At 42.6% G+C, this 13561-nt stretch carries 12 protein-coding genes; 4 read left to right on the top strand and 8 right to left on the bottom strand.

Annotated features, from left to right (window positions below; all coding sequences use genetic code 11):
- Both BSHG_RS10610 and BSHG_RS10615 read left to right on the top strand, forming a co-directional pair.
- The gene (locus BSHG_RS10610; protein WP_005786378.1) at window positions 1-1365 is read left to right on the top strand and encodes a DUF5074 domain-containing protein; all 1365 of its coding nucleotides are present in this window, start codon (window positions 1-3) and stop codon (window positions 1363-1365) included.
- 66 nt (window positions 1366-1431) lie between these two features.
- Entirely contained in the window at window positions 1432-2892 is a 1461-nt protein-coding gene (locus BSHG_RS10615; RefSeq protein WP_005816746.1) for an MAC/perforin domain-containing protein, read from the top strand.
- A 152-nt stretch (window positions 2893-3044) separates the two neighbouring features.
- On the opposite strand, the gene BSHG_RS10620 is transcribed toward BSHG_RS10615, so the two are convergent.
- The 4 genes from BSHG_RS10620 to BSHG_RS10635 are packed head-to-tail and all read right to left on the bottom strand — an operon-like array spanning window position 3045 to window position 7656.
- Window positions 3045-4583, bottom strand: coding sequence for a FimB/Mfa2 family fimbrial subunit (locus tag BSHG_RS10620; protein ID WP_008659293.1), 1539 nt, complete (start codon window positions 4581-4583; stop codon window positions 3045-3047).
- A gap of 25 nt (window positions 4584-4608) precedes the next feature.
- On the bottom strand, window positions 4609-5637 hold the full coding sequence (locus BSHG_RS10625; RefSeq protein ID WP_008659292.1) for a hypothetical protein: 1029 nt from the start codon (window positions 5635-5637) through the stop codon (window positions 4609-4611).
- A gap of 26 nt (window positions 5638-5663) precedes the next feature.
- Entirely contained in the window at window positions 5664-6749 is a 1086-nt protein-coding gene (locus tag BSHG_RS10630; protein ID WP_005786372.1) for a FimB/Mfa2 family fimbrial subunit, read from the bottom strand.
- 43 nt (window positions 6750-6792) lie between these two features.
- Window positions 6793-7656: a FimB/Mfa2 family fimbrial subunit gene (locus BSHG_RS10635; RefSeq protein ID WP_008659291.1), complete on the bottom strand. Its 864-nt coding sequence runs from the start codon at window positions 7654-7656 to the stop codon at window positions 6793-6795.
- Window positions 7657-7945: 289 nt separating this feature from the next.
- Between BSHG_RS10635 and BSHG_RS10640 the strand changes: the two genes are divergently transcribed.
- Window positions 7946-8248, top strand: coding sequence for a GNAT family N-acetyltransferase (locus BSHG_RS10640; RefSeq protein WP_005786368.1), 303 nt, complete (start codon window positions 7946-7948; stop codon window positions 8246-8248).
- Window positions 8249-8261: 13 nt separating this feature from the next.
- Entirely contained in the window at window positions 8262-8477 is a 216-nt protein-coding gene (locus tag BSHG_RS10645; protein WP_008659290.1) for a (4Fe-4S)-binding protein, read from the top strand.
- Between the two features lie 84 nt (window positions 8478-8561).
- Here the strand turns inward: BSHG_RS10645 and BSHG_RS10650 are convergent, their stop codons facing one another.
- The 4 genes from BSHG_RS10650 to BSHG_RS10665 all read right to left on the bottom strand — a co-directional run bounded on the left by BSHG_RS10650 (window position 8562) and on the right by BSHG_RS10665 (window position 13515).
- The gene (locus tag BSHG_RS10650) at window positions 8562-10889 is read right to left on the bottom strand and encodes a hypothetical protein (RefSeq protein WP_008659289.1); all 2328 of its coding nucleotides are present in this window, start codon (window positions 10887-10889) and stop codon (window positions 8562-8564) included.
- Window positions 10886-11560, bottom strand: a complete 675-nt coding sequence (locus BSHG_RS10655; RefSeq protein WP_008659288.1) for a 4'-phosphopantetheinyl transferase family protein — start codon at window positions 11558-11560, stop codon at window positions 10886-10888. Before BSHG_RS10655 ends, BSHG_RS10650 begins: the two co-directional genes overlap by 4 nt.
- 14 nt (window positions 11561-11574) lie before the next feature.
- Window positions 11575-12921, bottom strand: coding sequence for a gliding motility-associated protein GldE (locus BSHG_RS10660; protein ID WP_005786361.1), 1347 nt, complete (start codon window positions 12919-12921; stop codon window positions 11575-11577).
- A gap of 135 nt (window positions 12922-13056) precedes the next feature.
- A complete protein-coding gene (locus tag BSHG_RS10665) occupies window positions 13057-13515 on the bottom strand; it encodes a single-stranded DNA-binding protein (protein ID WP_008659286.1) in 459 nt (152 codons plus the stop codon).
- Window positions 13516-13561 lie beyond the last annotated feature (46 nt).

The raw sequence follows: 13561 nt of genomic DNA, 5'->3' as shown, positions 1-13561 counted from the left end.
ATGAAAAAAATAAATGCTTTAATTACTAAAATGTGCTTTATTGCACTTTGTGCTTTACCAATAATCATCTCTTCATGTAATGACGATGATGATAAATATTATTATCCTACGAATTTCGAAAATCTGAGTCTTCCCAATGACACTATCATTGCTAAAGGTGAAGATTTAACTTTAAAGCCTACCCTAAACCTAATTAACCCTAAAATCTATTCTTGGAAAATAGATGGCAAAGAGGTATCCAATGAGGTTAACTACACTTTCAGCACTTCGGTTGGAGGAAAACACGAGATCATTTTCGAAGCACAAGACTCTAAAGGGAACACGGATAAAGCCCAAATAACAGTAGATGTTTTCGCTTATTACGGTGGTTTCTATGTGATTAACGAAGGATCTATGGGGCATTCAGCTTCTGTCAATTATTATAAAGATGGAAAATGGAACTTTAACATTGTTGAATCACTTGGCCAAACAGGAACTGTTGGAGTCATTCAAGATTCATACATGTATATCGTAGCTAAAGATGCTCCATATCTAACCCAAATCGAGTTGGCTAACTTCAACATCACCAAACAATTAAGTACAGAAATAGAAGAACAATTAGACTACGGACAAGCAAACAGTTTCTGTACAATTAATGAAACTACAGGTATATTGACCGCAAGCAGAGGTGCCTATAAAATTAATTTAAATCCATTATCTATCGGCAATATGCTCCCACAACTCAATAGCGAGTCAGCCAACGGGAACGGCTGTAAAGACATCTTGAAGTCAGGCGATTATGTATTCGTAAATAATATGGATACAATAAAGATCTACAAATCTTCCGACCTCTCTTTCGTAAAAAAACTAACCGCTTTAATGAAAACGGGATTCGCGCAGACAAAAGATGGAAATATCTGGGCCGCCAACGGCCAATCGTTAATAAAAATCGATCCTAAAACGTTGGACGAAACCACTGTTGAGCTACCTGATAATATAAATGTGTTTTATAATCAATGGGCATATACTCCTACAGGATTATGTGCATCTACAACTGAAAATGCATTGTATATAGTTAATACTACTGTCGTGCCAGGTGCTTATGGCGATAGTTACTACGGAAAAAACATCTACAAATACAACACGGAAAGCAAGATTGCTCAAGAATTTTTCAAAGCCCCTTCCAAAATACAATCAATATATGGTGCAGGCATACAAGTGAATCCTCAAAATGGAGATGTCTATCTTATTTACACTGAGGATGGCTATGGTGCGCATTATTTAAATACTAATATTTATGTGGCTGATGGTCAATCCGGAACACAAAAGCAAATAATTGACTATACAGGTAAATATTGGTTCCCTTCAAGCATAGTTTTCAAATAATTAATACAAATATAATCGAGTGTTTATTTAAAAACACTCGATTATTCAACCTAAACAATATTCATTATGAAAAAAATCACTTATCTTTTGTCAACTCTGCTCATTGTATCTTGTACTGACAATGGGCTTATTGACACTGAACAATTAGAAAACATTCAACCAAGCACCAGAGCCGTTGGAGATGGTAAATACGATGCATTAGGTTATGGTTATAACTGTTTTTATGCAGATTTTAGTGACCCTTTATACGTGCAAGGTAAAGTAATAGATATAGAAAGACTGGAAGAAGGCAGAGGGCGAGATCAAATAACTAAAGATGAACTATCTTTTACACCGGCAAAAATAAATGAAGCGATATTACATGGACGCGCGCAGTCTAGAATTGCATATGGCACATCAATTGATAAATTAACAAAGAAGCTCAATGTTAATGTAAAAACTAAAATAGGAACTAAAATACTAAAAGTTTTTTCTCTTGATTTAGAGGCAACAATTAATCAAAATAGTACTAGCAATAATTTAAACTCCTTCTATAAAGTTGATGCCTTAAAAACAACCAGAAGACTGACCCTTCCATATACCTCGCCATCAAGACTAAAATATTTTCTGTCAGATGAGTTCCTTGCAGATTTAAAAGAACTATCGGGACAAGAAATTATCCAAAAATATGGTACACATGTTATGACGGATATATTATTAGGTGGTAATTTCTCAGCTTTCTACACAGGCAAATATGAAAGTACTGACCAATTCAATGAACAGGAATTTAAAGCAAAATCGAACTTTTTGCTTTCATCAGTTAAAGCTGGTACGAAGTATGATAGGACTCTATTTAAAAGTTTCAAACAAGTCAATGTATATATAAAGACACAAGGTGGTACTGTTAATTCAAGCGCCATTATTAGTCAAAGTCCAGATGGTGTCTTAGATAACGTATCTATAGATTACACAGGATGGATAAATAGTGTAAGCCAAAATTCAGAGTCTTTAATTGGAATTGGAAATCCAGATTCACAAATGTACTTATTAAGTGATTTCATTGAGGATCCAATTGCAAGAATTGATATTGAAGCAGCTCTATTATCATTACCTGCCCAGGAGATTGTCCTAAGTTCAAGAAAAAATAATGTAATTAACTCCACAGCAATATTAACTGTTATGGATGTGAGTAATAAAGAAGTGAAACGCCCCGAACTATATCCCATACAGGGTGGTTCTATTAGTAGAGGACTTATAAAATTCATCAAAAGTAAAGGTTATTATAGAATCCAATCTATGGTAGATAGAAATAATGAATATTATTTAGACTCATCTGGAAACTACTCAGTATTCAAAAACGATAATAGCCAATTATGGCAAGTATGCGTTCCTGAAAATAACGCATCCGACTTTATGCTAAAAAACATAGGTACAGGCTTGTATCTTTCATCTTATGATTTAAAATTTTACGAAAAGCCACAAGTCGAAAAAGAGCCAAACTTTTGTTGGCATATCGGCTATTCTAATGTATATGGTAATGACTTCTAGCCAATACCAATATTTTTTTCTCCAATGATATTCAATTATATTAATTATAAATAAAAACTGAATATTCATAAAAACGGAGGAATTAATGCTATAATCTCTGAACTAAAAAGGGGGCAGCCGTACTATATAAGTGGCCGTACCCCTTTTATTTTTTAATACTGCACCGGTGGTGTACTCCAGCTACCGGACAGCGTCAGGTTATCGGTTCCAAGCAAAGGAAGATTCACCGGAACGGTAACCGTTATATTGCCAATCAATAATCTAACGGTTCCATTCAACACAGGACCGAGCACAGGAATTCCTCCCAAGATACCATCCAGGTTAGCAATATTCTTCAACTGTACAGAGAGTGTCAGCGAATGGTTTCCGTCGCTCTGCTGTGCATACGATTTCAGCCCCAGGCTGACAAACGAATAGTTCGAACGATATCGGTAATTCGTATTGACTGTTGCTTGTATTGGATCTGTGATATTCACAAACACTCCGTTCAGTAACAACGGACCGTCAATCACGTCATCCACCAATAGTCCGGAGATCAGTCCGGGTTTGGCAACATGAATCTCCCGCACATCATATAGGCCATGAAAACCTCTGATCAGAATATCTTTCTCACTATTTGTCGTACCGGGTGTAGGTGTGAATCCATACCGGAAACGATGATTGCCCGTATAGAAATCCTTTACATTCAGGTCTAAGTCCATAGTCTTCGGGAAGTTGTTTATAGTCACTAAAGCATAAGCAGCATCACTGCCCCGCCAGGGATTCAGTAAATCGCCCAACGCTCCCAATGCACCGTTCTGCGTGGCATTACCGGAAAGAGTCAGCCCTATCTGATTGACCAGCCCTTGCAAAAGTTGTGCATACAGTGCATCCACGACCGGTTCTACCAATGCTGCCACCACCAGATTGACTGCGGCATCGAGTCCGCCAACAACGTCATAGACAAGATTACCAACCGGCCCCAAGTTCATTGCCGTTTTCAGTAACCCGGGCAAAATGCCTTGTACCGTCGTCCGGATTATATTCTTATACCCTACTTGCGTCACAATATTATTGGTCAGAGAATTCAAAGCGGTTTGTGCATCCACAAACACTCTTCGCAAATTCAGCATACTGATAATACGCTGCAACAATACATAAGGTTGAGCAGAGGTATCCGAGAAAGATACATTGGCCAGATAAAATTCCGAAGTGTCGGTAAACTCGGCACCGGGTAACACGATCCGGGCATTCGCACGCGTTGTCTGGTAGTTCGTCAGCACATCCGCATAGTTGGTTCCTCCGCCCGAAACGGGAATCGGAAACTGTGTTTTCTCTACATTGGCCAGAAATACAGCTGTATATTGTCCTTTCGGAAGCGTATCTTTCAAGGCCGCCATCGGCCAGGAAGGAGCGGCATCCGTAGTATTCAGCACCACCTTTTCTTTCACAAACTCACCTGTCGACTTATAAATGACGTAACGCAGGTGGCGAACCCGTGAATCAGTCCCTGTGACGGGTGTACGGGTATCGCCTCCTCCGTATCCGGCTGAGAAGGTTACTTCAAAATATCCGTCGGGCAAGTCCGAAGGCTTACCTTCCGGAGGAAGTTGCCCGGGAACTTCACCGGGCACTTCGACCAGTTCTTTCTCACATCCCGTCAGGAAGAGAGAAATAAAAAGGCTCATCATTATTATCACTTTCGTTTTCATCTCCGGTTTTTTTTGCTTTCAGTTTCTATTGAAGGCCATCCCAGGCATTGTCATCCAGATTGATGTTTCCTGCCAAAGTGAAACCTATATTGATATTCGCATAATTTCCGGTCACTTTCACCCAATGATTAGGAGTAAAGATAATCCGGTTTCCCGAAACCACACCCGGAGTATCCGGCAGTTTCACCGTATAACGTTCGGTGAAGATTCCATAGGACACATCCAGATAGAACAGAGTCTTTCTACTATCCGGAATAGCCAGTAGAAACTGGTTGAAGCTGACTTTTCCCGAAACCGGTGCCTGAGTAGCCAACGTCTTCGTACCGCCGTCACCGGCTGTTTGCCATGTCAGTGCCGTCCCATCCGTTGCACGGGTAGCCGTCACAAGTTGCTCGGCTATCAATGTCATAGAGTTGACATACGCAGGAACATTGGTCACTTCAAGTGTAAAACCGCTAACCAGCCTTTTCAGCGTACCCGTCACATAGTTGATCTGTGAAGGTTTAAAAATGGGACCAACCAACGTTGCACCCCGGTAACCGTTTCCGAAACACGAGAAGAACTCCGGAACTACCGTCGGATTGACCGGTTGCAAATACAAATTAGCCAATGTAGCCGGACTATCTGTCGAACCGATATTAAACCGTTTCGTCGCACCCCCGCCACCGGTAAAATCATAATCACTCCGATTATATCCGATCACCAACAACTGATAGGTAGAGGCTGCCGAAAGAGTAAGCATCGTGACTACTGCCGGAAACGAGTTGACGTCCAATTGTCGGGCTGCACTATATTCCGGAATGAAATTAGCTGCATCGTTGGACGATGCCTCATCCGTTTTCCGAAAAGGCAGAATCAATATCCTGTTGACAGAAAGAGCTGCATCTCCCGGCGCACGACTCATGATCCCATCCCGCTTTATTTCAAAACGAACCGGAACCCCTTCTTCCAAGGGGAGTTCGGCAACATCATCTGTTGAGCAGCTACCCAACAAGAGCGTTGCCAGAAATCCCGTCAGAAGGATAGTTATATAGCCTGTCTTTCTCATAGCCATACCATGATTCTGTTTTTGAGTTACTTTTACTGGATCACCAGGTTATGAATCAGTTCCCATGCCGGACTGATAGTGATTACAATGTTCTGGTCGGTCAATAAATCTACCGGAGCGTCATCGTCACCCGGATTCCCCGGTGTTCCACCATCTACACTGCCCGTAGCACCTTTCACACCCAATGAATAAAAATGATTGGCCATCAGATTGAACTGTGTTGCTCCCGAACTGTTAGTATCACTCACAGTCCACTCCTTGATAGCTACACCACTTGCGTCATAAAGTCCCAAAGTCATGCTCACGCCACTAACCGGTATATAGAAAGAACCTCCCAATTGCGAATTAGGTACTTTTACCACTCCCTGACCGGAAAGATCGTTACCTACATACACACCGTTGGAAACAGCCTGCCCGGAAAGATCCATGTCTATTATATTATAAGGAGTAGGCGCTGTATTGATCCCCACACCATTAGTCAGGTTCACCTGTTGGTTGGAGTTGCTGACCTTCAGACGCAGATACTTCACGGTACTTCCGTTTAGCACTTGAGGAACATTCTTGAAGTATCCCAGCACACCGGCCACCTTACGGGTCATCTCAATGCTGACACGAGTTCCTCCCTGGGCCATCACTTCCGCATCGGCCGAACCCGCAAAGATTTCCGATTCATCGCCCGAGTTCACAATAGAAGCAAGCATATCCGTATAATTGGTATTGCCGGAAGTGGGTGTAGTCACAGAGAAGCGGTCACTTGCATCACGTCCTACGGCCAGAAACTTATATACGCCGACAGGAAGTTTATCCGCATCGGGAACAGCGAAACGTTTAAAGGTAGTACCATCGGTCCAGCCGGTGATATCATAAGTCTTTTGATGCAGATAGGTCGAGCCGTTCTGCACAAAAGCATAAACACTGACACGAGTGACATGCTGTGTGGCCTCCTGGCTATACACCGGCATCCGGGTTCCAATTCCGTCTGTCAGACCATTAACCGCAGACAGCTCAAATGTAATTGCAGCATTTTCAGGATTCACTTCGGGTGAAGAATCATCTTCGCTGGAACAAGCAGCAAACACAAACAAGCTTGCTGCCACCAGAAACATTAATTTTTTCATAATAGCAAAGTTTAGTTTAATAAATAGATAAGAGAAAAAGTGATCAGAAAATATCCAGGCGATGTATCGTGATCCATTCTCCACGGATGAACATCTTGATTTCCCAGATTCCTTCTGATGTATTGTAGTCTATAGAAACAGCAGTTATTTCATTACGCCGCATATCCATCTCCATCACCGGCAATTTCAGATATGGAGTTTCTGATGCACGTGTACCACCGGTATAGAAAGTCAAAGTTAATTTGGAATGTCCCTCTGCCGAAGTAGGAGCAAGCAATGTCTCCAGGACACTGGTGAACGGCACATTTTTGTCAACTTGAGTGCTTCCGGAATAGTTGAGGCCGGCATCCGTCGACTGATAAACATGACTTACATTCTGTTCAATGCGTGTTATCTCAGACGGGAAATTTGAACAGAGCAGTAACAACTTTCCCTTCGTGCGTTCCAGTGTCAATTCTTCTGTCTGATAATCGGGAGAGAAATGCAAGTCCCCGCTTGTCACATAAATATCCGTATGTTCCTTCCCATCCTGATGCAAGATACCGGCGGGATAGTCCGTGGTCAGATTTCCCCATACGGCCAATTTGTAGTCACCGTCGGGTACGCCCGGAAAAGTAAGGGTGTATTCCTTTTCTTCACCTTCCGTAGAGACGACCGCCGACTCTCTGATCAATGCTCCGGTAGATGCATCGTACAAGGCGTAATAGAGAGTTCCCGCATAAGTCCGGAAAGGCAGATTTTCGTCTATCTGGCTCAACTGTGGAAACTGCGATATATTCAAATAGTTCTTGTCCTTAACAGATACCCTAACCGAGTAAGGTTGTTCTACCGGACATTCGTCTCCGCAAGAGGAAGCAAGTACCATGCCAACTACCATGCAGAAGATCTGTATTACTCTTCTATTCATAACCTCTAAAGTTTAAATATAAAACAATTCGTTCAATCACTCAGAAATCAGTATCCTAAAACCGAGATACTTTCCCTATGGTAGTTTTTTAAGCGAGGCACCGTTGCTCCGCATAAGTCAAATATCAACAGAAAGATTATACATTTGTTTTGCCATGAATCATTATTATCTGTTAAAGTTATATCCCGTCATCCAATTGTTTAAATGATTCATAAATAAACAAGAGGAGGAAACAAAGTTTATCCTCTAAATGTTGTAGAATAAAACAAGATTTAAAAGTAAGAAGATTATGACTGAAAATTATGAACTGATAGATAATGAAGAAAAACATCAATATGAATTTCATGTTGAAGGTTATGTTCCCCGGATAGAATACATAAAATCCTTAAATGGCGAGATCTATCTGACACATACCGAAGTACCGGCCGCCTTGGGAGGACACGGAATAGGTTCACAACTTGCAGAGAAAGTTCTCACTGACATTGAACGGCAGGGATTGCGCCTGGTTCCTCTCTGTCCGTTCGTTGCGGGATATATACATAAGCATCCGGAATGGAAGCGTATTGTACTTCGTGGTATTCACATTCAATAATATAAAAACAGTTATGGGAAAACAAATAGAATACAGCAATGGCGAACTGACCATTGTATGGCAACCGGAACTCTGCCGGCATGCCGGAATCTGCGTAAAGACACTGCCTAACGTATATCACCCGCAAGAACGTCCGTGGATAAAGATGGAGAATGCTACCACGGAAGAACTGATTGCCCAAATCAAAATGTGTCCGTCGGGAGCGTTGAGTTATAAACTAAAGAAATAAGATAAATCGCCGGAAACATCTTTCAAACGATATTCCCGGCGACTTTTATATTTCCTCTCCGTCCACAAACTGCGGTTATAAGATTTAGTCTGCTCTCCTGATCACTCTAAACTCACATTGATCAGTCCCTAAAAGTCCTGTTCCATCTACTCCCTCTGCCACTCCAATAAAACCGGTATTAATGTCGGAGCAATAAAAAGAAACGGTAGCCTCACCTTTTTCGTCAGTCACTACGGACGGAGCCCATAGCAATGTATTGCGGGCATCAGGTACAGGCAACTGCATATCTATTTCATCCGGTTGGTAAAACTCACGCTTACCGTAATACCCTTTCACTCGCCACATATTATTCATACGGAGCAGTTCCTCTTCGGTAAATTCAGTAGCATGATAAACCACGGAATGTGCATCGACCACACTAAAATAGACTCCCCCACCTTTTGCGTCCCCATAATATTTATACTTGGCTATCCTATAAGTTTCTCCGTCAACCGGTTGTTTCCTACCTTTAGCCGGACATCCACCTTCTCCCACCAGTGCATGATGTCCCTGATAATCCGGATTATAATTCAATAAAAGCCCACACGAAGTACAAACATAGACACTATTCAGATTCATTTGAGCCAAACTATCCAGACGTCCCATAAGCTTATCTCTGAACGGCTTACGAGCCTTGCGGGCAATGACCACTTCATCCAGCAGAATGGTACTGTCACCACTCACGACCGGTGCATCGTAAATCTCCTCTTTGGGTCTCTGTGTACAATTTATCAGCGAGCAGTCAAAAGACTTCTTTCTCCGTATGCTATCGATGGCAGGGAAGTAATCCTGAATCTCCAATTCAGGTTTAAACTCTTTCGACAACATGGGTTTCAGATACACATACCCGCCACGAAGTGTCTTCATCAAATCAGTATCGACCGTAAAACGCCCCAAGGAATCCGTCATCAGATAGGTGGAATTTCCTTCGGCGCCCGAAACCTGAATAAGTTGTTTAGCACCTCCCGTTCCTTTACTTTTCTTCTTACTGCCCAAGGTCTGAATTCCCGTTACATCATCCCTCAAAAACATCTCGCCATGACGGACCGTTCCGTTAAGTTCCCAGACGTATCGCCTCCACCCCTGAGTCAGCAACAACAGATCCATTGCCTGCATACGATCAGCATTCTTCTCGTCAAAGTAATAAGCCGGCCGGCAGACAGCACCACGTATCTGTGATGACAAATAACAATAAGCCAGCATGTTCACCCGGTCATCCGGATTGCTGTATGCTTTGTCAAACACACTGATACCCAAATCGGCTTTCACGGGCTGTCCATTATCATCTGTCACTTTTACTTTCAATGTAGCTTTTTCCCGAAGAACATAGCTCTCTTTCTCCGTTACAATATCAATATGAAGCTTCTTTTCCGGATGCACATATACCAACCTTTCCGCCACAGGCTGCATAGCCGCATTGAACAAGGTAAACTCCGCTATACCCTGATAAGGAAACTCCGAAAGAGGTATCTTCATTTTCAAACGATCTTTCAGCAACCCTTTTGCCACACAGCAGACGGTTCCTCGCATCTGTCCTACGAGATATACCTCCTGATCGGACAATCCTTCCGTTTGGGAAATAAGGAATTCAAGCTGTTTCCCGTCCCGCCCGGATAACCGGAGCCCCATCCCCTGCCGATAGATTTCAGGTAAAGCATAACTATACCCGTTCGCCAGCTCTATCCGGTATTCTTTGCCGGAGGAAGGAGTAAAAGGTATGACTCCCATCCCATCGTGGCTACTTTTAAAAGACAAAACAGGAATTTCATCCTGATACAATGTTCCTTCCACATCGACCGGACATCCTCCGCTGCCCGTCGCTTTAAACGCCAAACGGAACGGTAAACCTGAGACCAGATTTCCTCCTTCGGGAAAAAGATTGAACCGGAACTCACCCGGCTTCTCTCGATGCTCCGGCAAAGAATCAAGAGCGATATTCCTGACTATCCTGATTTTACGTTCCGGAGATATTCCGGTCGTATCATTATAATATGAGTGGCGGGTATAGGTTCCCAACCGATAATTGCCCTCCGATAATTTTGTATCTATATATACATGGCCCTCAGCAATCCCCTTCTCTATGGGATACTTTTCGGCCCAAACCACACTATCCTTATCATTAAGCATCTGCAAGTAGAGCGTTTCGCTTTGTTCCGACAGCGCGAACGATTTGGCATCCAATTGATAGGCCTTAAACCATAAATCTTCTCCCGTTTCATATATATCTTTGCCGGTCTGCAAATAGATGAGTTCAGAGGGATGCCCGGACAAACGTTGACTGACAGACATAAACAAAGTATCTATGCTGTTTTGAGCAACGGTTGTCATACCACCCCCAATAACGATCGCCAATAATAGGATACGCTTTATCATTGCATTTTCTTCATAATATCACATTCATTCACGGAATACGCAGATGTCACTTGCCACGTCATCACAAAGTCCGGATGCAGCAAATAGCGGATCATGAACTTCTTCTTATGTTCCGTACGGTATTCTTCCGCCGGAAACTCCCCGTGTTCACATACCTGGAACGGCATGATGCGAAGATGCTCCCTAAAATCGACCTCTGAAGTATCCATACACTTAAACATCACTTCTTTTGCTGACCAATGTAAAAGTAAAGACCAGGTATCTTCTCCCTGATATTCAGAAATCAACTCGTCCGGACGCATATATTTATGAGCGACCTTGTGCACCCGCTGCCCGTATTGCTCGATATCGATTCCCACTTCGGACACGGCACTCAGTATAACTGCGACATAGCCGCGAGTGTGAGAAATGCTGATGAAATAAGAAGAATCCGCCAAATGGGGTTTGCCACTGGGAGCATATTCAATTGTCTTTTCCTCCCCCAGCAACTGATATAGCAATACACGTACGGAAAGCCATTCCAATTTACGATGAGGTGAAGAAAAGAGCGTCAACTGTTGCTCATATCTTTCCGGATCGGGCAACAGTGCCAAAAGTTCTTCCGGGGACTCTTCTGTTTTCCAGATTCCCCACTGATAAGCAATTTCTTTATATTCCCGTAACAAAGCCATGGCAAAAGCTGATATCAGGAAGCTTCTTCCTCTGTGGAAGGCTCGTTAACGGTAAACTTCACTTTCAGGATTCTCCGGCTATCCATAGCCAGCACTTCAAATTCGTATCGATGATAGAGAACCTTCTCATGGAGTGCCGGAAATTCTCCCTTTATCTCGAGCAACAGTCCGGCCAGTGTATCGGCATCTCCATCTACTTTGTCAAAATCATCTTCGTCGACCTTCGTAATCTTATAAAAATCGGTCAACTGCGTTTTAGCCTCAAACACCCAGGTATGATCGTTAATCACCGTATAGGTACGCTCTTCATCATCATATTCATCATGAATCTCCCCAACGATCTCTTCAATGATATCCTCCATTGTCACAATTCCCGATGTACCCCCGAATTCATCCACAACAATGGCAATATGAATCTTATTTGCCTGAAAATCGCGTAAAAGATCATCGATCATTTTAGTTTCCGGCACAAAATACGCCGGACGGATCAGTGACTGCCAACGGAAATTGTCACCCTTATTAAGGTGGGGCAACAAATCCTTGATATAAAGTACCCCCTTGATATTATCACGTGTGCCCGAATAGATGGGGATACGGGAATACGCATTGTCGATAATACATTGAATTACATCTTTAAAAGGAGTACGTATATCAAGATCGACCACGTCGAGGCGGGAAGTCATAACCTCCTTGGCTGTTTCGCCACCAAAACGAATGATGCCTTCCAGTATATTATTTTCTTCCGTAAGTTCGGCCTTGTCGGTCAGTTCAAGGGCATGAGAAAGTTCGTCAACCGATATATTGTGATTCTTTTTGGCAAAATGTTTATTCAAGAAAGCCGTAGAATGTACTAACACAGCAGAGATAGGAGCAAATACTTTACGCAACATATAGATGACCGGAGCGGAGAAACGGCAGAAAGCCAATGTCTTCTGGGCCGAATAGATCTTAGGCATAATCTCTCCGAAAAGCAACAAGAGGAAAGTCAGGATAACAGTCAGTATCAAAAACTCTGCAAGAGGCGAATGAAAGACAAAGACATTCATGAAGAAGAAGTTACAGAGCATGATAATGGTAACATTCACAAAGTTGTTTGTGATAAGAATGGTTGCCAACAAACGTTCGGAGTCTGCGAGCAGATTGCTGATTTTCCCATCAGAAGGATGATTGCCTTCTTCTATATCATTCAGATCGGAAGGCGAAAGTGAGAAGAAAGCGATTTCGGATGCCGAAGCAAAGCCCGAGGCGAGCAGGAGCAAACCTGCCAGAATAATGGCTATTATTGCCGATAATGAAGGTGTGTTTACGGATATTCCGTTAAAAATTTCTGCCAATTGGCATAAATAAGCGTCTGGGTCCAAAATATTGGTTTTAAGTTAATAATAAGTAGCTACATGCAAATCATGTGCCACAAGTTGTCAGCTAAAAGTTATCACTACAAGTTAAGGTTAGATGCCGGATGGCAATTCTAACTCTTAACTTGTAGCCATTAACCATTAAAACGGCAGGTCATCCGCCGAATTATCTTGCGAAGACACCGGTTGCTGCGGTTGTTGCGATTGAGGTCTCACGGGAGCAGCAGTCTGCTGCTGTGCCGGAGCATACGATCCCGAACCGGTACCTTTCGGAGTGAGCATTTCCATATTATCCACAAAAATCTCGGTAACATAGCGTTTAGCCCCATTCTGGTCATCATAAGAACGGGTTCTTATTTTCCCCTCCACATAGAGCTTATCACCTTTATGTACATACTTTTCGGCAGTTTCTGCCAGTCCGCGCCAAAGGACAAGATTGTGCCATTCGGTCCGTTCGGGCACTTGTGTACCATTCGACAAAGTATATGCGCGGTCGGTCGTAGCCAGAGGAAAACTGGCTACAGCAATACCTGTATCCAAATATCTCACTTCAGGGTCTTTTCCGACATTTCCTATCAATATCACTTTATTTACTGACATATTCTCAGAATTTTATGTTTCTAAATACCGAATTTCGTTGCCAAAA

The organism is Bacteroides sp. 3_2_5 (genome assembly GCF_000159855.2).
Classification (GTDB): domain Bacteria; phylum Bacteroidota; class Bacteroidia; order Bacteroidales; family Bacteroidaceae; genus Bacteroides; species Bacteroides fragilis.
The sequence above is the reverse complement of the archived record's forward strand: the minus strand, read 5'-3'. Positions and strand labels throughout refer to the sequence as shown.